The following is a 25588-nucleotide window of genomic DNA, read 5'->3' as shown; positions in this document are numbered from 1 at the left end:
AGTTGTCGTTATGGGTTTCATCCCGCCGCTGATGCTGGCACTGCTGGCACTGGTCAATACCTCGGTTGCCGTTGCCGCGGAAAAATTATACGTGTACACGGAGAACTACCCCCCGTTTAACATGAGCACCCAGGGGCGGGGTTTTGAACACAGTGCCGGCAATATTGATGGCATCTGCGCCGAACGGGCAAAAGCGGTGATCGAGCAGGCGGGCATCGACTACGTGATGAAACTGCGCAACTGGGACTACGGGTACACCCGGGCCCAGACCCGGGTCAATCACGGCATCTTCTGCACCACCTACACAGACGATCGCGCGCCCCTGTTCAAGTGGGTGGGCCCCCTGGCCCAGAACGAATGGACGATTTTTGCGCCCCCGGGCAGCACCTTCAAGATGAACAGACTGGCGGACGCCAAAGGCAAGACCATCGGCGGCTATCGCAACGATGTGGGCGCCGACTATCTGCAAGCGCGTGGCCACACGGTATCCCTGCTGGAGAGCGACGACCTCAACCCGAAGCGCCTCGAACTGGGACAGATCGATCTGTGGCTGGCGGAGCGCCTGGGGGGGCCCTATCTGGCGTCCCAGCAGGACGTCGAAGGTCTGGTGCCGGTATTCTCGTTCAACAGTGTCGATCTCTATCTGGCCATGAATCCGGACACGCCGGACCACCTTATCGCGACACTCAATCAGGCACTGGAAACCATCAGGGCCAATGGTCTGTATGACGCCATCGGCACCAAATACGGGCTCTGAGTCCGCCACCGCTGATACGGGAGAAACCTGATGGCGCTTGAGCCGGACCCGGCTGGATCACCGGTAACCACCCGTTACGCCCGTCTGGGGCTGTATCTGGTGCCGGTGCTGTTTGTCTGGCTGTGGAGTACCGGCTTCATCGGTGCCAAATACGGTTTGCCCTACGCCGAACCGTTTACCCTGCTGCTCTACCGCATGGGGTGTACCCTGGTATTGTTGCTGGTGCTGGTCTGGGTGTTACCGGTCAAATGGCCCTCCGCAAAAGGGGCGATGCACACCGCGGTCACCGGCTTGCTGGTGCACGGTTTGTATCTGGGAGGGGTCTATTACGCCATCTATGGCAACATGCCCTCCGGCGTGGTATCGCTGATTGTCGGCCTGCAACCGCTGGTGATGGCGGTGGCGGCGGTGCTGCTGTTGCGGGAAGCGATTAACCTGCGGCAGTGGGCAGGTTTGTTGCTGGGGCTGCTGGGTATTGGACTGGTGTTGCTGGAAAAAATGGGCGGCAGCGCGCAGGTCGACCGCTTCCCCGGGTGGGCCCTGCTGTGGGCGGTGATCGCGCTGGTGGGTATTTCCATCGGCACCGTCTATCAGAAACGCCACGGCGAAAGCATCGACCTGGTGGCCGGCACCTTCATTCAATACTGTGCCGCCAGTGTGTTTTTTGCCATCGGGGCCTTTGCCTTTGAAACCCGCGAGGTGGTCTGGCACATGCAACTGGTCCTCTCCATGGCCTGGCTGGTGCTGGGGGTATCCATCGGCGCCATCCTGTTGCTGATGATGCTGATCCGCCGCGGTGCCGCGTCCCAGGTGGCCAGCCTGTTTTATCTGGTGCCGCCGGTGACCGCTCTGGAAGCCTTTATCCTGTTCGATGAACGCCTGGGCTTGCTGGCGATTGCCGGGGGGCTGGTGTCGGTCACCGGCGTGGCGCTGGTGGTGATTAAAAATCAGCCCCGTCCGTCCGCCAAAGCGTAAATTTCAGGTTAAGCCTGCGGGCGCCCGGTGGCGCATTAATCCTGCCCTGGGGTATGGTGGCCTGATATCCTCAAGAAGTGATTGGACAGAGACAGCACTATGGTAAAGCAGTGGCTGGTAGCACTGGCTATCCTGGCATGCGTGGTTGCAGCGGCGTTGGTGTATCCCTATATCGGGGCGCCCGGGGCGGAGCCGTCAGCCCGGCAGCGTCCAGCCGCCATGGTCAACATTGTGCTGGCGCAAGCGCAGCCGGTGAACGACAGCCTGACTGCGGTGGGCAGTCTGCAATCCCGCAGGGCGGTGGCTTTGACCACGGAGGTCAGTGGCAAGGTGGTCGAGCTGAACCTGGCGCCCGGCGCTCAGGTCGCCCGCGGGCAATTGCTGGTGCGCCTGGACGACCGCCAGGCCCGGGCCGAATTGCAGGTGGCGGAAGCCGAGTTTGACGATGCCCGGCGCCAGTATGAACGGGCGTCCCGGTTGCACCAGAATAACAGCATCGCCCAATCCCAACTGGACCAGCTCAGAACCAATCTGGAGGTGGCCCGGGCCCGGCGAGTGGCCGCCCGGACCCAACTTGACCATCATCGCATCACCGCGCCTTTCGCCGGCATCACCGGCCTGAACAGCCTGACGGTCGGCAGTTACCTCAGTGCGGCCGAGGTGATCACCACACTGGACGATATTGCCCAGATGGAGCTGGAGTTTGCGGTGCCGGAGCGCTTTATCGGTCAGCTCCACGCAGGCCAGCAGGTGCAGGCGCGTACTCAGGCCTACCCGGACGAGGTGTTTACCGGTGAACTGGCCGCGTTGGGGGTGCGCATCAACGAACTGAACCGATCGCTGGCGGTGCGGGCGTTGATGGATAACCGCGATGGACGTCTGCGTCCCGGCCAGTTCATGTCGGTCGCCCTCATTCTGCAGACCCGCGAGGCCCTGGTCATCCCCGAGCAAGCGGTGCTGTTTCGCGGTAACGATGCCTATGTGTTTGTAGAAAGAGACGGCAAGGCGGTGCGGCTTTCGGTGACCCTGGGCAGTCGCCAGCCCGGTTCGGTCGAAGTGACCACCGGTCTGGCCGCACAGGAGCGGGTCATCATTACCGGCCAGGACCGGCTCTCGACCGGCGATGCGGTGCAGGTGATGGCTGATGATGCAGCCATTCCGGCCAGCAAATTCGCGTTGCGCCGGGAAGACTGACCATGGTGTTGTCCGATGTGTCGATCAAACGGCCGGTGTTTGCCACCGTGGTCAGTCTGCTGATCCTGGTGTTCGGGCTCGCGGCCTTGCTGGGGTTGCCGGTGCGGGAATACCCCGACATCGATCCGCCGATTGTGTCCATCACCACCACCTACACCGGGGCCGCCGCGGATGTGGTCGATACCCAGATCACCCAGGTGCTGGAAGGCGCCATCAGCGCGCTTGAGGGGATCCGCTCGCTGGAATCCAGCAGCGAACAGGGCCGCTCCCGCACCGCCATTGAGTTCAGAACCTCCCGGGATATCGACATCGCCGCCAACGATGTACGCGATGCGGTGTCGCGGGTGCTGAACCGCTTGCCGGCAGAGGCCGATGCACCGGTGGTGCGCAAGGCGGATTCCGACGCCCGGCCGATGATGTGGGTGACCCTGCGCAGCGACACCTGGGACCGGGCCGAACTCAGTGATTACGCCAGCCGGGTCCTGGTCGACCGCCTGTCGGTGGTCGACGGGGTGGCTGATGTGATTATCGGGGGCGAGCGCCGGTATGCCATCCGGGTATGGCTGGACCGGGAGCGTCTGGCCGCGCGGGGAGTGACCGTGGCGGAGGTGGAGCGGGCCTTGCGGGCCAATAACGTGGAGTTGCCGGCGGGTTCGGTGGGCGCCGTCAGTCGGGCCTTCGACGTGCGTACCGAGGGGCGGCTGCAGTCGGTGGAGGAGTTCCGTAATCTGGTGGTGCGCCGCGACGGCAATGATTTTCTGCGCCTGGGGGAGGTCGCCAACGTGCAGCTGGGGGTGGAGTCGGACACCGGGCGATTGCGGGCCAATGGCCAGACCGGGATAGGTCTGGGGATCATCCGCCAGTCCAAGTCCAACACCGTGGCGGTGTCCAATCAGGTGCAGGCGGAGATCGACAAGATTCGCCGCACCCTGCCGCCGGAAGTGACCATCACCGAAAGCTACGACGAATCGGTGTTCATCCGGGCCTCCATCAGCGAAGTCATGATCACCCTGGCAATCGCGGTGGCGTTGGTGATTCTGGTGATCTTCGCGTTTTTGCGTTCGTGGCGGGCCACGTTGATTCCGGCGGTCACCATTCCGGTCTCGGTGATTGGTGCCTTTATCGGTCTGGGGTTGCTCGGCTTTTCCATCAATGTGCTCACCTTGCTGGCGGTGATTCTGGCCATAGGGCTGGTGGTGGACGACGCCATTGTGGTGCTGGAAAACATCCAGCGCCGCATCGATGAGGGTGAGCCGCCGTTGCTGGCGGCCTATCGGGGTGCCCGACAGGTGGCGTTTGCGGTGATTGCCACCACCCTGACCCTGGTGGCGGTGTTCGTGCCCATCTCGTTCATGGGGGGCAACGTCGGCCGGCTGTTTGCCGAATTTGGTTTTACCCTGGCGGCGGCGGTCATCGTGTCCAGTCTGGTGGCGCTCACCCTCACCCCAATGTTGTGCTCCAAGTGGCTCCGGCGCTCTCCCGGCGGGGCTTCGGAGGGCGGGGGCGGGCGGGTCAGTGAGCGTCTGCTGACCGGCCTCAACCGGGGGTACGAGCGGTTGCTGGGACTGGCCTTGCGTCAGCCCGGGGCGGTGCTGGGAACCGGTCTGGCGGGGGTGGTGCTGGCCGCGGTGATCTTTCCCCAATTGCCCCAGGAGCTGGCCCCCATCGAAGACCGCAGCGTGGTGATCATGCCGGTGAAAGCGCCGCGGGGTGCGACCGTCGAGTACACCGACCATCACGTGGCCAAGGTGGAACAGCTGTTATTGCCTTATATAGAACAAGGTACCGCCCAGCGTCTGTTGGCGATTGTCGGCTTCCGCAACCGGGAAGACACCGCGTTCCTGATCATGGGGCTGACCCCCTGGGACACCCGGGACATCAAGCAACAGAGCGTTACCGCTGAACTCTGGCCGAAACTGGCGACCGTACCGGGAGTGCGCACCGTCGCCATTAACCCGCCGGGGCTGGGGCAGCGAGGATTCAGCCAGCCGTTGGCACTGGTGATCGGCGGTCCCGATTACGAGACCGTGCAGGCCTGGAGCGAGGAACTTTTGGAACGGGCCAAGGCCAATCCCAAGTTACTGAATCTGGACACCGACTTTGAGCTGACCCGCCCCGAACTGCGGGTGCAGGTGGATCGGGACCGCGCCGCCGATCTGGATATCACTCTGGAGGACATCGGGCTGACCCTGCAGACCCTGCTGGCGTCCCGCAAAGTGACCAGCTACCTGGACCGGGGCCGGGAATACGATGTGATCATGCAGGCCAACGACGCGGAACGGGCCACACCGGAGGATCTGGGCAAGGTGTTCCTTCGCCCCCGCAGCGGCGGGGAGTTGACCCCCCTGCAAGCCCTGGTGAGTCTGGAAGAGCTGGGTGCCAACCCCAGCTTGCGCCGGGTCGACCGCTTGCCCGCAGTTACCATCACCGGTTCCCTGGCGGAAGGTTACGATCTGGGGACCGCGTTGCAGGACCTGACCAATCTGGCCATGGACACCCTGCCGCCGGAAGCCCGGGTCAGCTACACCGGGTTGAGTCGTGAATTTGCCGAATCCACCGCGGCGGTCTACCTCACCTTCGGGCTGGCGTTTGTCATAGTGTTTCTGGTGTTGGCGGCCCAGTTTGAGAGCTGGATACACCCCCTGATTGTGATGCTGTCAGTGCCTCTGGCGGTGACCGGTGCCCTGGTCGCCCTGTGGGCCACGGGCATCAGTCTCAACATCTACAGTCAGATTGGCATGATCGTACTGCTCGGATTGATGGCCAAAAATGGCATTCTCATCGTTGAATTTGCCAATCAGTTGCGGGATCGGGGCTACCCGGTGCAGACGGCGATCTTGCAAGGGGCCATTCTGCGTTTCCGGCCGGTGCTGATGACCACTGTGTCCACCGTGTTCGGGGCCATCCCGCTGGTGATCGCCAGTGGCGCCGGTGCCGAGAGCCGGGCCGCCATCGGCGTGGTGATCATCGGCGGGCTGCTGTTTGCCACCACCCTGACGCTGTTCATCATCCCGGTGCTCTACAATCTGCTGGCGCGTTTTGCCAAACCGGCGAGTGCGGTGGCCCGGGAGCTGGGGCGGCTGAGCGCGGCCGAGACCGACAAGAGTTGACCACAATAACACCCAAAGGATATTTCCATGGCCGAACACAGCCAGCTCCGGTTATTGCAGCAACGCCGGTTTATGCCGTTTTTTCTGACCCAGTTTTCCGGCGCCTTCAACGATAATCTGTTTAAAAATGCTTTGTTGCTGCTGGTGACCTACACCGCCGGCGGATTGCTGGGGTTGTCGGTGGATGTGGTGGTTAACTTTGCCGCTTTTTTGTTCATCTTGCCGTTTTTCCTGTTTTCCGGGATCGCCGGGCAAGTCGCCGATAAATACGAAAAATCCCTGGTGATCCGGCGGGTCAAACTGATCGAGATCGGCATCATGCTGGTGGCTGCGGTGGGCTTGTGGTTCAGCTGGTACCCCCTGTTGCTGGTGTTGTTGTTCCTGATGGGCACCCAGTCCACCTTCTTTGGCCCGGTCAAGTACGCCATCCTGCCGCAGATCCTGTCGGACCGGGAGCTGGTCGGAGGCAATGCGCTGGTGGAAATGGGCACCTTCGTGGCCATATTGCTGGGCACCATTGCCGCCGGTGTGCTGATGGGCAGTGCTCATCCGCAACGGGTGGCCGCGGTGGCGGTAGTGGTGATGGCGCTGCTGGGCTACCTGGCGGCCCGGCAGGTACCGGTGACCCCGGCCGGTAACGCTGCCCTGAACGTCAGGCTGCGGCCGCTGCAGGAGACCTGGCGACTGATGGCGCTGGCCCGGGAACAGCACTCGGTGTTACTGAGCATCATGGCGGTGTCCTGGTTCTGGTTCATGGGCGCGGCCTATCTGACCCAGTTTCCCAACTTTGCCAAAACCGAACTGCTGGGTGATGAAACCGTGGTGACCCTGCTGCTGGCGATCTTCACCATCGGCATCGCGCTCGGGTCGCTGCTGTGTGAACGCTTGTCGGGCCATCGGGTGGAGCTGGGCATAGTGCCCCTGGGCTCGCTGGGGCTCAGCGTGTGTGGCCTCGACTTGTATCTGAGCATGCCGGCGCAGCCGGTGGCCGCAGATTGGCTGTTTGTGCTGACGGACGCGGGTTACCGGCGCATCGCCCTGGACCTGCTGGGAATAGGGGTGTTCGGGGGGCTGTTCATCGTGCCCTTGTACGCGTTTATCCAGCAACAGACAGCGAAAGACAAGCGTGCCCGCATTATTGCCGCCCTGAACGTGTTCAATGCGCTGTTCATGGTGATCAGTGCGTTACTGGCAATCCTGTTTCTGGGGGTTTTCGGATTGAGTATCCCCGAGTTTTTCCTGGTGCTGGCGATCATGAATCTGGTGGTGGCCGGGTTTGTGTATCAGCAGGTGCCGCTGTTCGCCCTGCGATTGGTGATCTGGATCCTGTCGCACACCATTTACCGGGTCCGGCATCGGGGGTTGGAAAACATCCCGGAAGCAGGACCGGTGTTGCTGGTGTGCAACCATGTGACCTATATGGATGCGCTGGTGATGGCGGGCGCGGTGCGCCGTCCGATCCGCTTTGTTATGGATTACCACATTTTCAAGACGCCGCTGCTGGGGTTCTTTTTCCGGCAGGTGCAGGCCATTCCGATCGGTCCCTACCGCAAGGTGCCCGACGTCTATCAGGCCGCCTTCGAGCGGATTGACCAGGCCCTGGATGCGGGCGAGGTGGTGTGCATTTTCCCCGAAGGCCGGCTGACCCAGGACGGTGAGATTGCGCCGTTTCGCAATGGGGTAGAGACCATCCTGAGGCGTCGCCCGGTACCGGTGGTGCCCATGGCGTTGCGGGGCCTGTGGGGCAGTTTCTTCAGCCATCGCGGCGGCCCGGCGCTGACCCGGCTACCGCGGCGGTTCTGGTCCCGGATCGAGCTGCTTGCGGCCGCGCCCATTCCCCCCGACCAGGCCAGCGCGCGAACCCTCGAGGAGGTTGTGAGCAAACTGCGGGGCGCGCGGGCCTGACCGGGATTGCAGGCCGCGCGGGGTGTGGATAAGTGCATGGATAATTATCGGATAAGGGTCGGGCGCACTTTTCTTTTAAACGACAAAACAATGACTTGCGTGCTGTTGGCAGGCCCGAAAAGCGGCTGAAATCTGTGGATAACTTTATTCAAAAGTTATTTCAATAGAGTGTCCCAAGCACCTGATATGCTTGTGTGTTTCATGGATTGGCATGTCCGGAATCGCAGACACCCGCCGCCCTGATCCGGGCAATTTGCCGGTTGGTCAAAAAATGCACATTCGGACTGCAATTTGCCGCCCGAAAGGGTATACTCGCCCGCCTGAATTTACCCTTTTCCCGAGGTGACGTGTGGATTTTCCAACCCGTTTCGATGTTATTGTGATTGGTGGCGGCCATGCCGGTACAGAAGCCGCTCTCGCGGCCGCGCGCATGGGCTCGGCCACGTTGCTGTTGACCCACAACATCGAAACCCTGGGCCAGATGTCGTGCAACCCCGCCATCGGTGGCATTGGCAAAAGCCATCTGGTGAAAGAGATCGACGCCCTGGGTGGCGCCATGGCGCTGGCCACCGACAAAGCCGCGATCCAGCTGCGCACCCTGAATGCCCGCAAAGGGCCCGCGGTGCGGGCCACCCGCGCCCAGGCAGACCGGGTATTGTACAAGGCGGCGGTTCGCAGCCTGTTGGAAAACCAGCCCAATCTGACCCTGTTCCAGCAGGCCGCCGATGACCTGATTGTGGAAGGGGAGCGGGTCACCGGGGTGGTGACCCAAACCGGTATCCGCTTTCATGCCCGCACCGTGGTGCTGACCACCGGTACGTTTCTGGGCGGCGTGATCCATATCGGCATGCAGCACCACGCCGGTGGCCGTGCCGGCGATGCGCCGGCCAACGCGCTGGCCCAGCGCCTGCGGGAGCTGCCGTTCAACATTGGCCGGCTGAAAACCGGGACCCCGCCGCGCATCGACGCCCGCACCGTGGATTTCTCGGTGATGCAGGAACAGTGGGGCGACCAGCCTGCGCCGGTCATGTCGTTTGTCGGCTCCCGGGATATGCACCCGCGACAGGTGTGCTGCTACATCACCCGCACCACCGAACAAACCCACGACATCATCCGCAGCGGATTTGACCGTTCGCCCATGTTCGCCGGCCATATTGAGGGCGTCGGCCCACGGTATTGCCCCTCCATCGAGGACAAGGTCAGCCGGTTTGCCGACAAAGACTCCCATCAGGTGTTTGTCGAGCCGGAAGGTCTGACCACCCATGAGCTCTACCCGAACGGTATTTCCACCAGCCTGCCGTTTGATATCCAGTTGGCGGCGGTGCGCTCGATTCCGGGCTTTGAAAACGCCCATATTACCCGGCCCGGTTACGCCATTGAGTACGATTACCTGAACCCACAGGATTTGCGCCACACTCTGGAAACCAAGTTTATCCAGGGGTTGTATTTTGCCGGCCAGATCAATGGCACCACCGGTTACGAAGAGGCCGGCGCTCAAGGCTTGCTGGCGGGCCTCAACGCCGCCCTGCAGGCGCAGGGTAAAGAAGCCTGGTACCCGCGTCGGGATGAAGCCTACATCGGCGTGCTGGTGGACGATCTGATCACCATGGGCACCACCGAGCCCTACCGGATGTTCACCAGTCGTGCGGAATACCGGCTGATTTTGCGGGAAGACAACGCCGACCTGCGGCTGACGGAAACCGGCCGCACGCTGGGTCTGGTGGACGACGACCGCTGGGCCCGGTTCAATCACAAGCGCGACAGCATTGCCCGGGAGCGCAACCGCCTGGACACCACCCGCATTCACCCGGGCACGGAGGCTGCCACCATCGCCAACGGTTACCTCAAGCAGCCGCTGGGGCGGGACGCCACCCTTGCCGATTTGCTGCGGCGGCCGGAAATCGGCTACGACCAGATTGCCGCCATCAGCGGCGCCCGTGCCGATGACCCGGTGGTGGCGGACCAGGTGGAGATCGAAATCAAATACGAAGGTTATATCTCGCGGCAGGAAGCCGATATCGAGCGGTTGCGCCGCAACGAGAACACCCGCCTGCCGGCCGATCTGAATCTCGATGGCATCGGCGGCCTGTCCAATGAAATCAAGCAAAAGCTGGAGGCGGTGCGCCCCGAGACCATCGCCCAGGCGTCGCGCATACCGGGGGTCACCCCCGCGGCCATTTCACAGCTGCTTATCCATCTGAAAAAGCGGGACCTGCTGCGTAATACACCGGCTTGATTCACGCTCCACCGACCCATGACGACGACCGTAATGACCGAAACCCTTTGGCGCGAGCAGCTCGGCGCCGGCCTCCAGCAGTTGGGGGTCACCCTCACGGCGCAGCAGCAAACGCGGCTGCTCGATTTTCTTGCCCTGCTGAACAAGTGGAACAGGGCCTATAATCTGACTGCGGTGCGTGAGCCCGCCGAGATGGTGTCACGGCAGTTGCTGGACAGTCTCAGTATCCTGCCCCGCGTGACCGCGCCCCATCTGCTGGATGTGGGCGCCGGGGGCGGTCTGCCAGGGATTCCGCTGGCTATTGCATGTCCGGACCGGCGCTTTACACTACTGGACAGCAACAGCAAGAAAACCCGGTTCCTGACCCAGTGTGTGCTTGAGCTGAACCTGGCCAATGTCGACATCATCCATGGGCGCGCCGAGCAGTGCCCGGCAGACGTTTTGTACCAGCAGATCAGCAGCCGTGCGTTCACCGCGCTGCGCAACCTGGTGGACTGGTGCGGGCATTTACTGGCGGAAGACGGTGAGTTTCTTGCTATGAAAGGCCAGTTTCCGGATGATGAAGTGGCGGCGCTGCCCGCGGGCTGGCGGATGCGCAGTCATCAGGCACTGGCGGTACCGGGGTGCTCCGGCGAACGGCACCTCCTTGTTATTGATCGTGATTCGAACCATTAAGAGCCCAGGGCAGGAGACCAACCATGGCGCGTGTGATAGCGGTGACCAACCAGAAGGGGGGTGTTGGTAAAACCACCACCTGCGTCAACCTGGCGGCCTCGCTGGCTGCCACCAAGCGCCGGGTGTTGCTGATCGACATGGACCCCCAGGGAAACGCGACCATGGGCAGCGGACTGGACAAAAACACCCTGACCCTGTCCGGGTACGACCTGCTGACCAAGCGCGCCAGCGCGGCGGAAGTGATCCAGCACCTGGAGGTGCCCGGCTTCGATATCCTCCCCGCCAACGGCGATCTGACCGCCGCCGAAGTGGAGCTGATGAATGAAATCGGGCGTGAACACCGCTTGCGGGTGGCGTTGGGCGCGGTGCGCAACAATTACGATTACATCCTGATCGACTGTCCGCCATCCCTCAGCCTGTTGACGGTGAACGCCCTGTCTTCAGCGGACAGCGTGCTGATTCCGATGCAGTGCGAGTACTATGCGCTGGAAGGGCTGGCCGCCCTGATGAACACCATCGAGCAGATTCAGGAGGTGGTCAATCCCAATCTGCAGGTTGAAGGAATTCTGCGCACCATGTACGACCCGCGCAACAGTCTGACCCTGGACGTGTCCGCCCAGCTGACTGAGTACTTTGGCGATAAACTGTATAAAGTCGTCATCCCCCGCAACGTCCGGCTGGCTGAAGCACCCAGCTACGGCTTGCCGGCGCTGGCGTATGACCGGACTTCCAAGGGAGCCATTGCCTATCTGGCACTGGCCGGTGAAATGGTGAGGCGTCACGGCACTCAAAAGACATCGTCAGCCGTGGCCGTGTAAGATGGCCTGCACACCGACTGATACACATAGGGACAGATGACTAGCAACATGGCGGCAAAAAAACGAGGATTGGGTGAGCGTGGCCTGGGCGCTTTGCTGGCTGGCTCGAAAGTGGATCTGGGGCAGGAGAGTAGCGCGCGGGACGGCGAATTGCGGGACGTGCCCGTGGACCTGATTCAACGTGGCAAGTATCAGCCCCGCCGTGACATGGATCCCGCGGCCCTGCAGGAACTGGCTGATTCCATCCGCCAACAGGGGGTGATGCAGCCGGTGGTGTTGCGGCCGCTCGCGGAAGGCCGATACGAGCTGATCGCTGGCGAACGGCGCTGGCGGGCCGCGCAAATGGCGGAGCTGGACCGTATCCCCGCCATTATCCGCACCGTGCCCGATGAAGCCGCCATTGCCATGGCGCTGATCGAAAACATCCAGCGGGAAAACCTCAACCCCATCGAAGAGGCGTTTGCCCTGCAGCGGCTTCAGGATGAGTTCGGGCTGACCCAGGCGCAGGTGGCCGAAGCGGTGGGCAAGTCCCGCACCACCATCACCAATCTGTTGCGCCTGATCGGGCTGACCGAGGACGTGCGCATCATGCTGGAGCACGGCGATCTGGAAATGGGCCATGGCCGGGCCATGCTCACCCTGCCACCGGAGCAGCAATTGCAGGTGGCCCGGCAGGTGGTGGCCAGGTCTTTGTCGGTGCGCCAGACTGAAGCGCTGGTGCGCAATCTGCAGCAGCAAGCCACTGCGCCAAAGCCCGAGCCGCGGGCGCTGGACCCGAACATCCGTGCCTTGCAGGACGACCTGGCCGAGCGACTCGGGGCCCGGGTGTCCATTGCCCACAACCAGCGCGGCAAAGGCAAGCTGGTGATCGAATACAGCTCGTTGGACGAGTTGGACGGCATTCTCGGCCACATCCGCTAACCGCGGGGAAAAAAATATTTGCGACGGCGGATGCCAGCCAACCACCACATGTCGTTACGGTAATCTGTCGCCAACACAAGTTGTGATAAACGAACCCGGCCGAGCGTAATTTTGGTCGATTTTTATCCAGAAATTCTGAACCATCCGGTTGAACACCTTCCGCTTAACACATATAATTCCGCGCGCTTGGAATGATGGCTGATGATATGAAATTGCAGCAACATAGAATCACCCGGCCACCGATAGCACAATGGTTTGCTGTTGACCTGCTGGTGTTGATCATTCTGAGCCTGGTGTGGGTGTTGGACGGACGTTTGGCCGGTTATTCCGCATTTTTGGGCGGTCTTATTGTGGTGGTGCCAAACGCGTATTTTGCGCATCAGGTTTATCGTTACGAAGGCGCCCGTCACGTGCGTCTGATGGTGGGGAATTTGTTTCGGGCGGAGTCCACCAAAATCGCCCTTACCGCAGCGTCTTTTGCGGCAGTTTTCACTTTAATGGAGCCGGTACATGTGCCGGCTCTGTTATTCACTTTTGCCGTGATGGTTGTAACGGGCAGCGCGGTGCGCTGGCTGATACGGCCGCAACCACGGCGATAACTGAATGAGAGCGGTATGGCTGATACTCCAGTAGAGTACATTAAGCATCACCTTCAGAACCTGACCTATGGAAAGCTTCCTGAAGGTTATGAGCGCGTCGCCACAGACGGCACGGTAACCCAACTTCAGGAAGCCACCTGGACCTTCGCGCACACCGCGCAGGAAGCGTCCGACATGGGCTTCATGGCGTTTCACGTGGACACCCTTGGCTGGTCCATCGCCATGGGGGTGTTGTTCCTGGGCCTGTTCCGGTTTGTGGCCACGCGGGCGACCACCGGGGTGCCTGGTGGGTTGCAGAACGTGGTTGAAGTGTGCATCGAGTTCATCGAAAGCATCGTGCGCGACGGTTTCCACGCCCGTAACCCGATCATTGCGCCCCTGGCCCTGACCATTTTCATGTGGATCCTGCTGATGAACGCGCTCAAGTTCATCCCGGTGGATTTCATCCCGGTACTGGCCCAGGCGCTGGGTCTGGAATATTTCAAGATCGTACCGACCACCGATCCCAACGCCACCTTTGGGATCTCCATTGGTGTGTTCATCCTGATTCTGTACTACAGCCTGAAAGTAAAGGGTGTGGGCGGCTTTGCCAAAGAGCTGAGTCTGCAGCCCTTCAACCACTGGGCCCTGATCCCGGTCAACCTGGTGCTGGAAGTCCTGGTACTGATCGTTAAACCCATCAGTCTGGCACTGCGTCTGTTCGGGAACATGTACGCCGGCGAGGTGGTGTTTATCCTGATCGCGTTGCTGCCCTTCTGGATTCAGTGGACGCTGAACCTGCCGTGGGCCATCTTCCACATTCTGGTGGTACCGCTGCAGGCCTTTATCTTTACCATGCTGACCATCGTATATCTGGCATCAGCGCACGAAGATCACTGATTTACGCTTTAAAAAACAAACCCTTAACCAAATGAAAAACTGAGGAGTTCTTGATGGATATGTCAATGGTGTACATGGCAGCAGCGGTCATTATCGGCTTGGGCGCACTGGCTACCGGTATCGGCTTTGGTATTCTGGGTGGCAAACTGCTGGAAGCAACCGCTCGCCAGCCCGAAATGGCTAACCAGCTGCAGGTTAAAACCTTCATCATGGCCGGTCTGCTGGATGCGGTACCCATGATCGGTGTTGGTATCGCGATGTACCTGATCTTTGTTGTTGCTGGCTAACACTGCCAAAAAACACGGGTGCTGTTCTGATCCTCAGAACCGGGCGCCCGGCTTTTTGGTTTCCAGCATGCAACGAATAGCAAGAGGTATATTGCCGTGAATATAAACCTTACGTTGATAGGGCAATCGATTGCCTTCGCTATTTTCGTCTGGTTCTGCGTGAAGTTTGTCTGGCCGCCGGTTACCGCAGCCATGGCAGCACGCCAGAAGAAAATTGCCGATGGTCTCTCCGCTGCTGACCGGGCTTCTCTGGACCTTGAGCTTGCTCAGGAGAACGCCGCCGCAAAAATGCGCACGGCCAAAGAAGAAGCTGCTGTCCTCATTGAACAGGCCAACAAACGCGCCGCTCAAATTGTGGAAGCGTCTAAAGACGAAGCCCGCAAAGAAGCCGAAAAGCTCATCGAGCAGGCCCGGGCGGAAATTCACCAGGAGCGTGTTCAGGCTCGGGATGCACTCAGGGCCGAAGTGGCGACACTTGCCATCGCGGGTGCTGAGAAAATCCTGGAAACCTCTGTCGATGCCAACAAGCACAGCGAAATGCTGGACAAGCTGGCGGCAGAACTCTAAACGACGAGGTTTATCATGGCAGAACCGAGAACGTTGGCACGCCCGTATGCAAAGGCCGCTTTTCAGGCCGCTCGAGACCAGCAGCAGCTGGCGGAGTGGTCTGAGCTGTTGACCTATGCAGGCTTTGTCGCCGCGAACGACGTAATAGAAAAGCTTCTCGCGAATCCGGGTATGGAAGAGGTGAAGAAGGCCGAGTTGATTCTGGACGTGACGGAGCAAACCGTCTCTGAGCACCAGCGCAACTTCTTCGAACTCCTTGCTGAGAATCGCAGACTGGCTCTGCTTCCCGAGATAGCAGCGCTGTTCAACACGTATCGGGCTGATCTGGAGCGTACGGTTGATCTAGAGGTAACCGCCGCTTACGAGCTGACGGCCGAACAACAGCAGAAGCTAACCCAGGTATTGTCAGCCAAGCTTGAGCGCAAAGTGTCAATCACGGCATCTTTGGACAAATCCATCATCGGTGGTGTGATTGTCCGCACCGGTGATCTTGTCATTGATGCGTCTGTACGTGGAAAGCTGGCCAAGATGGCCGACGCCATGGGCTCCTGATTTCAGCACAAGGTTTGAGGATAAAGGCATGCAGCAACTGAATCCATCCGAGATCAGTGACATCATCAAGAAGAGAATTGAAAAACTCGATCTCTCTTCCGAAACGAGAAATGAAGGCACCATCCTGTCCGTCTATGACGGCATTGTAGAGGTGCACGGTCTTGCCGACGTCATGTACGGTGAGATGATTGAATTTGCCAACGGTACCTTCGGCATGGCGCTCAACCTCGAGCGCGACTCCGTCGGTGCGGTTGTTCTGGGTGACTACGAAGATCTGGCGGAAGGTCAGAAAGTCCGGTGCACCGGCCGCATTCTGGAAGTACCCATCGGTCCGGAACTGCTGGGCCGGGTGGTCGACGGTCTGGGTAACCCGATCGACGGTAAAGGCGATCTGGGCACCAGCCTGACCTCCCCCATCGAAAAAGTCGCGCCCGGTGTAATCGAGCGTCAGTCGGTTGATGAGCCGGTCCAGACCGGTCAGAAAGCCATCGATACCATGGTACCCATCGGCCGTGGCCAGCGTGAGCTGATCATCGGTGACCGTCAGATCGGTAAGACGGCGGTGGCCATCGATGCAATCATCAACCAGAAGAACACCGGCATCAAGTGTATCTACGTAGCCGTCGGCCAGAAGCAGTCGTCGATTGCGGCGGTGGTGCGCAAGCTGGAAGAGCACGGTGCTCTGGATCACACCATCATCGTCGCCGCCGGCGCCGCCGATCCGGCCGCCATGCAGTTCCTGGCGCCGTACTCCGGCACCTCCATGGGTGAATATTTCCGTGACCGCGGTGAAGATGCCCTGATTGTTTACGATGACCTGTCCAAACAGGCCGTTGCTTACCGTCAGATTTCCCTGCTGTTGCGTCGTCCACCCGGTCGTGAGGCCTACCCCGGTGACGTGTTCTATCTCCACTCCCGTCTGCTGGAGCGTTCATCCCGCGTCAACGCCGACTACGTTGAGAAGTTCACCAACGGTGAAGTGAAAGGTAAAACCGGTTCTCTGACCGCCTTGCCGATCATCGAAACCCAGGCCGGTGACGTATCCGCATTCGTACCGACCAACGTGATCTCCATCACCGACGGTCAGATCTTCCTGGAGAGCAACCTGTTTAACTCCGGCATCCGTCCGGCGATGAACGCAGGTGTGTCGGTCTCCCGGGTAGGTGGTGCCGCGCAGACCAAGATCATGAAAAAGCTGGGTGGTAACATCCGTCTGGCATTGGCCCAGTACCGCGAACTGGCGGCGTTTGCGCAGTTTGCGTCTGACCTTGACGAAGCCACGCGCAAGCAGCTGGAGCACGGGCAGCGGGTTACCGAGCTGATGAAGCAGAACCAGTACAGCCCGATGACCGTGGCTGAAATGGGTACCGTGCTGTACGCAGCCAACGAAGGCTTCCTGGATGACGTTGATGTGGACAAAGTTGTGGCCTTTGAAGCCCAGCTGATTGACTGGATGCGCGCAGAGCAATCTGAGCTTCTGGCCAAGATCAACGAAAACGGCGATTACAACGATGACATCGCCGCCGGCCTGAAAGCTGCACTTGAGACATTCAAGACCACTCAGAGCTGGTAACAAGTCGGCCTGCGATCCGTCGCAGGCCGGTTTCGTCACAGCGGGTGTCTAACTTGAAAGGGCAGTGAGTTATGGCCATCGGAAAAGAAATACGTAACCAGATTTCGAGCATCAAGAACACGCAGAAAATCACCAGCGCCATGGAAATGGTGGCGGCGAGTAAAATGCGTAAAGCTCAGGAGCGCATGCAGGCCACGCGTCCCTATGCAGAAAAGATGCTGCAGGTTATCGGACACATTGCGAAGGCAAACTCTGAGTACCGGCATCCCTTTATGATCGAACGCGAGGTCAAGCGTGTCGGTTATATCGTGGTATCGACGGACCGGGGTCTGTGTGGTGGTCTGAACCATAACCTGTTTAAAACCCTCGCCGGTGAAATGGCGGTGTGGAACCAGAAAGGCGCAGGCATCGATCTCTGTGCAATCGGGCAGAAAGGCGCGTCCTTTTTCCGCAACTACGGCGGTAATGTGGTGGCTGCGTTGACCCAGTTGGGTGACAACCCGAGCGCCGAGCATCTGATCGGTAACGTCAAAGTCATGCTGGATGCCTTCACCGAAGGCAAAATCGACCGCTTGTATCTGGTGCACAACGAGTTTGTGAACACCATGACGCAGACCCCCCGGGTAGAGCAGCTGTTGCCGCTTCCCTCCGGTGACAAGGCCGATGCGGAGCTGAATGTCCGACAGCCGGACTATCTGTACGAGCCCGAGCCCCGGGAGATCCTCGATGGTCTTCTGCCACGCTTTATCGAATCCCAGGTATACCAGGGTGTGGTGGAGAACCTGGCGTGCGAACAGGCCGCCAGAATGATCGCCATGAAGAGCGCGACCGATAACGCGGGTGACATCATCGACGAACTGCAGTTGGTCTACAACAAGGCGCGTCAGGCGGCGATTACCCAAGAGATTTCCGAGATCGTAAGCGGCGCTACCGCGGTCTGATCCAGACCCACGATCCAACAGGTTTTAGAGACTATTAGATAACGAGGAACCGAGCATGAGTAGCGGACAAATCGTTCAGATCATTGGCGCGGTTATCGACGTGGAATTTCCACGTGACTCCGTACCCAACGTTTATGACGCCCTGCTGCTTGAGGGTGGTGAAACAACACTGGAAGTTCAGCAGCAGCTGGGCGACGGCGTTGTACGCACCATCGCCATGGGCAGCACCGAAGGCCTGAAGCGTGGCCTGAAAGCAGAAAACACCAACAAACCCATTTCCGTACCGGTCGGAGTGAAGACTCTGGGCCGCATCATGGATGTTCTGGGTCGTCCCATCGACGAACAGGGCCCGATTGGTGAAGACGAGCGCTGGGGTATTCACCGCAAGGCACCCAGTTACGCGGAGCAGGCCGCCTCATCCGACCTGCTGGAAACCGGAATCAAGGTTATTGACCTGCTGTGCCCGTTCGCCAAGGGCGGTAAAGTCGGCCTGTTCGGTGGTGCCGGTGTTGGTAAGACCGTCAACATGATGGAGCTGATCAACAACATCGCCAAAGAGCACTCCGGTCTGTCGGTTTTCGCCGGTGTCGGTGAGCGTACCCGGGAAGGGAACGACTTCTACTACGAAATGAAGGACTCCAACGTCCTCGACAAAGTAGCGATGGTCTACGGGCAGATGAACGAGCCCCCCGGAAACCGGTTGCGTGTGGCGCTGACCGGTCTGACCATGGCGGAGAAGTTCCGTGACGAAGGTCGTGACGTACTGTTGTTCGTTGACAACATCTACCGTTACACCCTGGCCGGTACCGAAGTATCCGCCCTGTTGGGCCGTATGCCTTCTGCGGTAGGTTACCAGCCGACGCTGGCCCAGGAAATGGGTGAGCTGCAGGAGCGGATCACCTCCACCAAAGACGGTTCGATCACGTCGATCCAGGCGGTCTACGTACCGGCGGATGACTTGACTGACCCCTCGCCAGCCACCACGTTCTCGCATCTGGATGCCACCGTGGTACTGAGCCGTGACATCGCCTCCAAGGGTATCTACCCGGCGATCGATCCGCTGGATTCCACCTCTCGTCAGCTGGACCCGCTGATCATCGGTCAGGAACATTACGACATCGCCCGTGGCGTGCAGAACAACCTGCAGCGCTACAAGGAACTGCAGGACATCATCGCCATTCTGGGTATGGATGAGCTGTCAGAAGAAGACAAACTGACCGTCTTCCGCGCCCGTAAGATTGAGCGTTTCCTGTCGCAGCCGTTCCACGTTGCTGAAGTCTTCACCGGTGCCCCCGGTAAGTACGTGCCGTTGAAGGAGACCATCAGCAGCTTCCAGGGCATTCTTAACGGCGACTACGATGATATGCCCGAACAGGCGTTTTACATGGTAGGATCCATTGAGGAAGCGGTCGAGAAAGCGAAGGCAATGAAGAGCAAGGGCGATAAGTAACCCCAAGCCACCATTACCGGATCGACCAGAGAGGCAACCGACATGGGTATAACCGTGCATTGTGATGTGGTAAGTGCCGAAGAGAAAATCTATTCCGGACTGATCGAAATGCTGATCGCGGCCGGTTCACAGGGAGACCTGGGGATAGCCCCGGGTCACACTCCGCTGTTGACCGAACTGAAGCCCGGCCCCGTGCGGGTGATCAAGCAGGGCGGTGAGGAAGAGATTCTCTACGTTTCCGGCGGTTATCTGGAGGTTCAGCCGAACCTCGTCACGCTGCTGGCTGACACGGCTGTTCGCGCCAAGGATGTGGACGAAGCGGCTGCGTTGGAGGCCCAGCGTGAGGCCGAGAAGGCGCTTGCCGACAAGACCGGTGAATTTGAATACTCACGGGCCGCTGCTGAACTGGCCGAAGCTGCTGCCCAGCTTCGCACCATTCAACAGCTGCGTCGCAAAATGCGATAAACCCTAACGGGTGACGGGTATTCTCACCACAACCGCATCTTTTGTGAGTCAGGTACGCCAGCCGATGAATGTCAGGCTGCCTGAATCACAAAGGCTGCGGTTTTTTTTGGGTAACTCCAGAGCGCAGGAGCACTGTACTGATATGAGTTCTTTACACGTTGTGGTTCTGGCCGCCGGCCAGGGCTCCAGAATGAAATCCTTGCAGCCGAAAGTGCTCCACGCCGTTGCCGGAAAACCGATGTTGCACCATGTGATCGATACCGCCCGGGCCCTGGGGGCGGCAGGCATCCACGGAGTGATCGGTCACGGCGCCGAGCAGGTGCAACAGGCCACCCCGGCGGCGGATGTCACCTGGGCGCTGCAGGAGCAGCAATTGGGCACCGGCCACGCGGTGGCACAGGCGTTACCGGCAATTCCCGACGACGCCCGGGTGCTGGTGCTGTACGGTGATGTCCCGTTGATCAAAGCGGACACCCTGCAACGGCTGGTGTCGCAAGTCAGTGACCACTCGCTGGCCTTATTGACGGTCACTCTGGATAACCCGGACGGCTACGGCCGCATTGTGCGCGCTGAAGACGGTGCGGTGGTGGCCATTGTGGAGCAGAAGGACGCCAGCCCCGAGCAACTGCGCATCACCGAAGTAAACACCGGCATTCTGGCGGTAAACGCGCGCCTGTTGAAATCCTGGCTGCCTCAGCTGGGTAACAACAACGCTCAGGGGGAGTACTACCTCACCGATGTGATCGCCATGGCCGCGGCCCATGAGGTCGCCATTCAGGTGGCCCAGCCGGACACCGGCTTCGAAGTGCAGGGGGTGAACAACCGGGTGCAACTGGCGGAGCTGGAGCGCTGGTATCAACGCCAGCAAGCCCAGCGGCTGATGCTGGAGGGTGCCACCCTGGCCGATCCTGAACGGGTCGATGTGCGCGGTCAGGTCACCGTGGGTGCCGATGTGTACATTGACGTCAACGCGGTGTTTGAAGGCGAGGTCACCCTGGCCGACGGTGTCAGCATCGGCCCGGGGTGTGTGATCCGCAACGCCCGGCTTGGCAGTGGGACCCGGGTTCATGCACACTCGGTCATTGACGGGGCCAGCGTGGGCCGTGACGCCCAGATCGGGCCCTTTGCGCGGTTGCGCCCCGGCACCCAATTGGCGGATCGCACCAAGATCGGTAATTTTGTCGAGACCAAGCAAGCGGTGGTGGGCGCGGGCAGCAAAATCAATCACCTCAGTTACGTGGGTGACGCCACCCTGGGCACCGAGGTGAACGTGGGTGCCGGCACCATTACCTGCAACTACGACGGTGTGAACAAGTATCAGACCCGGCTGGGCGATGGCAGTTTCATTGGTTCCAATACCGCGCTGGTGGCACCGGTAAGTGTGGGTGAACGGGCGGTGGTGGGGGCCGGATCCACAGTGACCCGTGACGTTGAGGCGGAAGAACTGGCCGTGGCCCGCAGCCGCCAGCGCAACATACAGCACTGGCAGCGTCCTGAAAAACAGAGCTGACCGTCCGTTACCGGGCAGCGGGCTCAGGAACCGGCTAATTTACAGACGAAATTGCAGCAATAGGTGACCAGCACATGTGTGGAATTGTAGGCGCAGTCTCGGAACGGGATGTGGAAGGAATCTTGCTGGAAGGCCTGCGGCGGCTGGAATACCGCGGGTACGACTCCGCCGGTATGGCGGTGCTCGGCAACAATGGCGCCATCCAGCGGGCCCGGGAAGTGGGCAAAGTGGCGGCCCTGGCCGACGCGGTGGCGCAATCGCCCTGCAGCGGCACGGTCGGCATCGCCCATACCCGCTGGGCCACCCACGGGGAGCCTTCCCGGGTGAACGCCCACCCACACATGTCCGGCGAGCGCCTGGCGATTGTCCACAACGGCATCATTGAGAACTACCAGGAACTGCGGGAGACCCTGCGGGCGGCGGGCTATGAGTTCAGCTCGCAGACCGACACCGAAGTGGTCGTCCATCTGATTCATCAACAACTGCAGACTGCGACCTCCTTGCTGGAAGCCGTCAAGGCCGCCATCAGCCAGCTGCGGGGCGCCTACGCCCTGGCGGTGATGCACGCCGACGAACCCGAACACCTGATTGTCTGCCGGGAGGGCAGCCCGCTGGTGATCGGTGTGGGCATCGGCGAGCACTTCATTGCCTCCGACCAGCTGGCGCTGTTGCCGGTGACCGACCGTTTCATGGTGCTGGAGGAAGGCGATGTCGCCGAGATCCGCAAGGACCGGGTCACCGTGTGGGATCGGGATGGCCGCCCCGGTGAGCGTCCGGTCAACCGCTTCGAGCATGGCACTGAAGCGGCCGACAAGGGTGAATACCGCCACTTCATGTTGAAGGAGATCTACGAACAGCCGCAGGTGATTCAGGCCACCATGGCCGGCCGTCTGACCCACAACCGCGTGCTGGAACAGGCCTTGGGGACCGCTGCGGAGCGCCTGCTGGAACAGGTTCGGCACGTGCAGATCATCGCCTGCGGCACCAGCTACCACGCCGGCATGGTGGCCCGTTACTGGATCGAAGAGCTGGCCGGCATCCCCTGTTCGGTGGAAGTGGCGTCCGAGTTCCGCTATCGCAAACACGTGATCCAGCCGGACACCCTGTTCCTGTGCATTTCCCAGTCCGGCGAAACCGCCGACACCCTGGCCGCGTTGCGGCAGGCCAAACAGGCCGGGTTCCGCGCGGCCTTGGCAATCTGTAACGTGCCCGGCAGTTCGTTGGTGCGCGAATCCGATCTGGTGATCATGACCCAGGCCGGTCCGGAAATCGGCGTGGCGTCCACCAAAGCGTTCACCACCCAGCTCACCGCCTTGCTGATCTTTACCCTGGCGCTGGCCCGCCATAACGGCCTGTCCGAGGACACCGAAGCCGATATCGTTGCGGCGCTGCATGAACTGCCCGGTCAGGTCGCCGCCGCTCTGGCGCTGGACGGTCGCATCGCCGAGATGAGCCGGGCGTTTATGGACAAGGTGCACAGTCTGTTTCTGGGCCGGGGCAGCATGTACCCGGTGGCCCAGGAAGGCGCGCTGAAACTCAAGGAGATTTCCTACATTCACGCCGAAGCCTACCCCGCCGGTGAACTCAAACACGGCCCGCTGGCGCTGGTTGACAGCGACATGCCGGTGGTCACCGTGGCGCCCAACAACGAGATGCTGGAAAAGCTGAAGTCCAACATGGAAGAAGTGCGCGCCCGCGGCGGCGAGCTGTTCGTGTTCGCCGATCAGGCCGCCGAGGTGAAGGCGGAGCCCGGCCTGCACGTGCTGGAAATCCCCTCGGTGCACCCCATCACCGCACCGATCGTGTACACCCTGCCGCTGCAGCTGCTGTCCTACCACGTCGCCGTATTGAAAGGCACCGATGTGGACCAGCCGCGCAATCTGGCCAAGAGTGTGACGGTGGAGTAACGCTCACCCCCGCCGGCCATCGCTCAGGTTGAACCTGTCAACCGTCGGTGGCTGGTGTTCGCACTGCCTGCCCGGCCCCGGGACTTCCATTAGTCTCTTTTCCTTTCCGATCCGGAACTGTTTTCGCTTCTCGACCCCCTTGTCAAGTTCAGGGATCAGGCCAGCTTGGCCCTGTTCTCTGGCCGTGCCATTGGCCGCTCGCAGGCCTGCCAGTATCCGTGGCGTCGTCTGCACTGTTGTAATCGAAAAAAAATATATTCGTTTTATTGCATATCTCGTTTTCGGTATGTATTGTCACCGAAAAGTGGCTTGGAGAGGGTGCAATGCAACGGGTACTGTTTGTGTGTACGGCCAATTCGGCTCGTTCGCAGATGGCGGAAGCCTTGCTGCGCCACCTGGCCAGTGACCGTTTCGAGGTGTTCAGCGCCGGCACCGAACCTTCCGTTATCGATCCGCGTACCCTGAAGGCGTTGCAGGATTACGGGCTGGCAACTACGGGACTGGCGTCCAAGTCCATCGGGAGTCTTGCGGATCAGCATTTCGACTTCGTGATCAGCTTGTGCGACAAGGCGCACATGGAGTGCCGGCACTGGCCTGGCCGCGGTGTGGTGATGGCGTGGGACTTCCCCGACCCCAAAATCAGTAGCGATCCCAAGGCGTTTGCGCGCACCCTGGAGGACATTGGTGAACGGATACGCCTGTTTGTGCGGGTCAACAGCAAGGACGTCAAGTCAGAGCTGAAGTCGATACAACCGGTGGATTTTTTTAAATCCCTGGCCGATGACACCCGTCTGCTGAGTTTGTTGCTAATCGAGCAGGAAGGGGAGTTGTGTGTCTGTGAACTGATGGCGGCACTGGAGTTGCCACAGCCCAGGATTTCAAGGCATCTGGGTCAACTGCGCAAAGTGGGCCTGTTGCTGGATCGACGCCAGGGGCAATGGGTGTTTTATCGCATTCATCCGCTGCTGAACGACTGGATGCGGGACATCCTGCGAACCACGCTGGAGCACAGTACGCCATTGCTGGAACTCCCCCGGGCCCGCCTGAGCGCCATGCCTGGCCGCCCCTCACCTCAGGGCAGCATCTGCGACCAGGAGCCGGTGCATGACCTTTGATACAAACGCTCAACCGACACGGCCGTCAAGCCGTTTCCTGCACAGAGGGAGTATGAAGTAAATGGGGATTTTTGAACGTTACCTCACCCTTTGGGTGGGCCTGTGTATGCTTGCCGGGGTGACATTGGGCAATCTGGTTCCCGGGCTCTTTGGGGGGATTGCCCGGCTGGAGTTTGCCCACGTCAATCTGGCGGTGGCGGTGCTTATCTGGGTAATGATCTACCCGATGATGGTGCAGATCGACTTCAGCTCGATCAAGGATGTCGGCAAGAAGCCGAAGGGGTTGGTGCTGACCCTGGTTATTAACTGGCTGATCAAGCCATTTACCATGGCCGCGCTGGGCTGGCTGTTCTTCCGCGTGATTTTTGCCGACTGGGTGGATCCGCAAACCGCCGGCGAGTACATCGCCGGCATGATCCTGCTGGGTGTGGCGCCCTGTACCGCCATGGTGTTCGTCTGGAGCCAGCTGACCCGGGGGGATGCCAACTACACTCTGGTGCAGGTCTCGGTGAACGACGTCATCATGATTTTCGCGTTTGCACCGATTGCCGCCTTTCTGTTGGGCGTCAGCGATATCCATGTGCCCTGGGAAACCCTGTTGCTGTCGGTGGTGCTCTATGTGGTGCTGCCGCTGGTCGCCGGGGTCTGGACGCGACACCGGATGGAGCGCAACGGCGATGGCGCCAGACTCGACGGACTTCTGCGTACCCTGAAGCCCTGGTCGATTCTGGGCCTGCTGGCTACGGTGGTGCTGCTGTTCGGTTTTCAGGCGGAAACCATTCTGGCCCAGCCGCAGACCATCGGCATGATCGCCATCCCACTGCTGATCCAGACCTACGGTATTTTCATGATCGCCTACGCGGCCGCCTGGTGGTTGCGCCTGCCCCATAAGGTGGCGGCTCCCGCCTGCATGATCGGCACCTCCAACTTCTTCGAGCTGGCGGTGGCGGTGGCAATCTCGCTGTTCGGCTTGCACTCGGGTGCGGCCCTGGCGACTGTGGTCGGCGTGTTGGTGGAGGTGCCAGTCATGCTGTCGCTGGTGTATTTCGTCAATAAAACGCGCCCCTGGTATGCCCATTAAGAGGATCGCTTATGACCGTCACCTCTCACTCACCTGAAGAGTGGGCTGCGGCCATGCAGGCGTTGCCGCCG

At 60.4% G+C, this 25588-nt stretch carries 22 protein-coding genes; all 22 read left to right on the top strand.

Annotation, left to right across the window (positions count from 1 at the left end; genetic code table 11):
• Positions 1-10: 10 nt before the first annotated feature.
• The 22 genes from BG841_RS06170 to arsB all read left to right on the top strand — a co-directional run bounded on the left by BG841_RS06170 (position 11) and on the right by arsB (position 25517).
• Positions 11-757, top strand: coding sequence for a substrate-binding periplasmic protein (locus BG841_RS06170; RefSeq protein WP_070056857.1), 747 nt, complete (start codon positions 11-13; stop codon positions 755-757).
• Between the two features lie 30 nt (positions 758-787).
• A complete protein-coding gene (locus tag BG841_RS06165) occupies positions 788-1732 on the top strand; it encodes a DMT family transporter (RefSeq protein WP_083260193.1) in 945 nt (314 codons plus the stop codon).
• A 99-nt stretch (positions 1733-1831) separates the two neighbouring features.
• Positions 1832-2926, top strand: a complete 1095-nt coding sequence (locus tag BG841_RS06160; RefSeq protein ID WP_070056856.1) for an efflux RND transporter periplasmic adaptor subunit — start codon at positions 1832-1834, stop codon at positions 2924-2926.
• A gap of 2 nt (positions 2927-2928) precedes the next feature.
• A complete protein-coding gene (locus tag BG841_RS06155) occupies positions 2929-6036 on the top strand; it encodes an efflux RND transporter permease subunit (RefSeq protein ID WP_070056855.1) in 3108 nt (1035 codons plus the stop codon).
• 27 nt (positions 6037-6063) lie between these two features.
• Positions 6064-7941, top strand: a complete 1878-nt coding sequence (locus BG841_RS06150) for an MFS transporter (protein WP_070056854.1) — start codon at positions 6064-6066, stop codon at positions 7939-7941.
• A gap of 349 nt (positions 7942-8290) precedes the next feature.
• Positions 8291-10177, top strand: coding sequence for a tRNA uridine-5-carboxymethylaminomethyl(34) synthesis enzyme MnmG (gene mnmG / locus BG841_RS06145; RefSeq protein ID WP_070056853.1), 1887 nt, complete (start codon positions 8291-8293; stop codon positions 10175-10177).
• Positions 10178-10210: 33 nt separating this feature from the next.
• Entirely contained in the window at positions 10211-10852 is a 642-nt protein-coding gene (gene rsmG / locus BG841_RS06140) for a 16S rRNA (guanine(527)-N(7))-methyltransferase RsmG (protein ID WP_070056852.1), read from the top strand.
• Positions 10853-10875: 23 nt separating this feature from the next.
• Positions 10876-11670: a ParA family protein gene (locus BG841_RS06135; RefSeq protein WP_070056851.1), complete on the top strand. Its 795-nt coding sequence runs from the start codon at positions 10876-10878 to the stop codon at positions 11668-11670.
• A 48-nt stretch (positions 11671-11718) separates the two neighbouring features.
• Complete coding sequence (locus tag BG841_RS06130; RefSeq protein ID WP_070056850.1) at positions 11719-12591, top strand: ParB/RepB/Spo0J family partition protein; 873 nt, start codon at positions 11719-11721, stop codon at positions 12589-12591.
• 206 nt (positions 12592-12797) lie between these two features.
• The gene (locus BG841_RS06125; RefSeq protein WP_070056849.1) at positions 12798-13190 is read left to right on the top strand and encodes an ATP synthase subunit I; all 393 of its coding nucleotides are present in this window, start codon (positions 12798-12800) and stop codon (positions 13188-13190) included.
• Between the two features lie 15 nt (positions 13191-13205).
• Positions 13206-14069: a F0F1 ATP synthase subunit A gene (gene atpB, locus BG841_RS06120; RefSeq protein WP_070056848.1), complete on the top strand. Its 864-nt coding sequence runs from the start codon at positions 13206-13208 to the stop codon at positions 14067-14069.
• A gap of 59 nt (positions 14070-14128) precedes the next feature.
• Positions 14129-14356: a F0F1 ATP synthase subunit C gene (gene atpE / locus BG841_RS06115; protein ID WP_070058711.1), complete on the top strand. Its 228-nt coding sequence runs from the start codon at positions 14129-14131 to the stop codon at positions 14354-14356.
• 96 nt (positions 14357-14452) lie between these two features.
• Positions 14453-14923: a F0F1 ATP synthase subunit B gene (locus BG841_RS06110; protein ID WP_070056847.1), complete on the top strand. Its 471-nt coding sequence runs from the start codon at positions 14453-14455 to the stop codon at positions 14921-14923.
• Positions 14924-14938: 15 nt separating this feature from the next.
• A complete protein-coding gene (locus tag BG841_RS06105; RefSeq protein ID WP_070056846.1) occupies positions 14939-15475 on the top strand; it encodes a F0F1 ATP synthase subunit delta in 537 nt (178 codons plus the stop codon).
• A 28-nt stretch (positions 15476-15503) separates the two neighbouring features.
• On the top strand, positions 15504-17048 hold the full coding sequence (atpA, locus tag BG841_RS06100) for a F0F1 ATP synthase subunit alpha (protein ID WP_070056845.1): 1545 nt from the start codon (positions 15504-15506) through the stop codon (positions 17046-17048).
• Between the two features lie 71 nt (positions 17049-17119).
• Positions 17120-17989, top strand: a complete 870-nt coding sequence (gene atpG, locus BG841_RS06095; protein ID WP_070056844.1) for a F0F1 ATP synthase subunit gamma — start codon at positions 17120-17122, stop codon at positions 17987-17989.
• 55 nt (positions 17990-18044) lie between these two features.
• Positions 18045-19439, top strand: a complete 1395-nt coding sequence (gene atpD / locus BG841_RS06090; RefSeq protein ID WP_070056843.1) for a F0F1 ATP synthase subunit beta — start codon at positions 18045-18047, stop codon at positions 19437-19439.
• A 42-nt stretch (positions 19440-19481) separates the two neighbouring features.
• The gene (locus BG841_RS06085) at positions 19482-19904 is read left to right on the top strand and encodes a F0F1 ATP synthase subunit epsilon (RefSeq protein ID WP_070056842.1); all 423 of its coding nucleotides are present in this window, start codon (positions 19482-19484) and stop codon (positions 19902-19904) included.
• A gap of 142 nt (positions 19905-20046) precedes the next feature.
• Entirely contained in the window at positions 20047-21414 is a 1368-nt protein-coding gene (gene glmU / locus BG841_RS06080) for a bifunctional UDP-N-acetylglucosamine diphosphorylase/glucosamine-1-phosphate N-acetyltransferase GlmU (RefSeq protein WP_070056841.1), read from the top strand.
• Between the two features lie 74 nt (positions 21415-21488).
• The gene (gene glmS, locus BG841_RS06075) at positions 21489-23321 is read left to right on the top strand and encodes a glutamine--fructose-6-phosphate transaminase (isomerizing) (RefSeq protein ID WP_070056840.1); all 1833 of its coding nucleotides are present in this window, start codon (positions 21489-21491) and stop codon (positions 23319-23321) included.
• A 323-nt stretch (positions 23322-23644) separates the two neighbouring features.
• Entirely contained in the window at positions 23645-24436 is a 792-nt protein-coding gene (locus BG841_RS17600; RefSeq protein ID WP_070056839.1) for a metalloregulator ArsR/SmtB family transcription factor, read from the top strand.
• A 61-nt stretch (positions 24437-24497) separates the two neighbouring features.
• A complete protein-coding gene (arsB, locus tag BG841_RS06065) occupies positions 24498-25517 on the top strand; it encodes an ACR3 family arsenite efflux transporter (protein WP_070056838.1) in 1020 nt (339 codons plus the stop codon).
• Positions 25518-25588 lie beyond the last annotated feature (71 nt).

It is taken from the genome of Marinobacter sp. X15-166B, assembly GCF_001752365.1.
GTDB lineage: Bacteria > Pseudomonadota > Gammaproteobacteria > Pseudomonadales > Oleiphilaceae > Marinobacter.
This window is presented reverse-complemented; position numbering and strand designations above follow the sequence as displayed.

Bases quoted from the DNA above. Each gene is read 5' to 3' on its own strand.
- BG841_RS06170 (WP_070056857.1), top strand. From the start codon at position 11: ATGGGTTTCATCCCGCCGCTGATGCTGGCACTGCTGGCACTGGTCAAT.
- BG841_RS06165 (WP_083260193.1), top strand. From the start codon at position 788: ATGGCGCTTGAGCCGGACCCGGCTGGATCACCGGTAACCACCCGTTAC.
- BG841_RS06160 (WP_070056856.1), top strand. From the start codon at position 1,832: ATGGTAAAGCAGTGGCTGGTAGCACTGGCTATCCTGGCATGCGTGGTT.
- BG841_RS06155 (WP_070056855.1), top strand. From the start codon at position 2,929: ATGGTGTTGTCCGATGTGTCGATCAAACGGCCGGTGTTTGCCACCGTG.
- BG841_RS06150 (WP_070056854.1), top strand. From the start codon at position 6,064: ATGGCCGAACACAGCCAGCTCCGGTTATTGCAGCAACGCCGGTTTATG.
- rsmG (WP_070056852.1), top strand. From the start codon at position 10,211: ATGACCGAAACCCTTTGGCGCGAGCAGCTCGGCGCCGGCCTCCAGCAG.
- BG841_RS06135 (WP_070056851.1), top strand. From the start codon at position 10,876: ATGGCGCGTGTGATAGCGGTGACCAACCAGAAGGGGGGTGTTGGTAAA.
- BG841_RS06130 (WP_070056850.1), top strand. From the start codon at position 11,719: ATGGCGGCAAAAAAACGAGGATTGGGTGAGCGTGGCCTGGGCGCTTTG.
- BG841_RS06125 (WP_070056849.1), top strand. From the start codon at position 12,798: ATGAAATTGCAGCAACATAGAATCACCCGGCCACCGATAGCACAATGG.
- atpB (WP_070056848.1), top strand. From the start codon at position 13,206: ATGGCTGATACTCCAGTAGAGTACATTAAGCATCACCTTCAGAACCTG.
- atpE (WP_070058711.1), top strand. From the start codon at position 14,129: ATGTCAATGGTGTACATGGCAGCAGCGGTCATTATCGGCTTGGGCGCA.
- BG841_RS06105 (WP_070056846.1), top strand. From the start codon at position 14,939: ATGGCAGAACCGAGAACGTTGGCACGCCCGTATGCAAAGGCCGCTTTT.
- atpA (WP_070056845.1), top strand. From the start codon at position 15,504: ATGCAGCAACTGAATCCATCCGAGATCAGTGACATCATCAAGAAGAGA.
- atpG (WP_070056844.1), top strand. From the start codon at position 17,120: ATGGCCATCGGAAAAGAAATACGTAACCAGATTTCGAGCATCAAGAAC.
- atpD (WP_070056843.1), top strand. From the start codon at position 18,045: ATGAGTAGCGGACAAATCGTTCAGATCATTGGCGCGGTTATCGACGTG.
- BG841_RS06085 (WP_070056842.1), top strand. From the start codon at position 19,482: ATGGGTATAACCGTGCATTGTGATGTGGTAAGTGCCGAAGAGAAAATC.
- glmU (WP_070056841.1), top strand. From the start codon at position 20,047: ATGAGTTCTTTACACGTTGTGGTTCTGGCCGCCGGCCAGGGCTCCAGA.
- glmS (WP_070056840.1), top strand. From the start codon at position 21,489: ATGTGTGGAATTGTAGGCGCAGTCTCGGAACGGGATGTGGAAGGAATC.
- BG841_RS17600 (WP_070056839.1), top strand. From the start codon at position 23,645: ATGCAACGGGTACTGTTTGTGTGTACGGCCAATTCGGCTCGTTCGCAG.
- arsB (WP_070056838.1), top strand. From the start codon at position 24,498: ATGGGGATTTTTGAACGTTACCTCACCCTTTGGGTGGGCCTGTGTATG.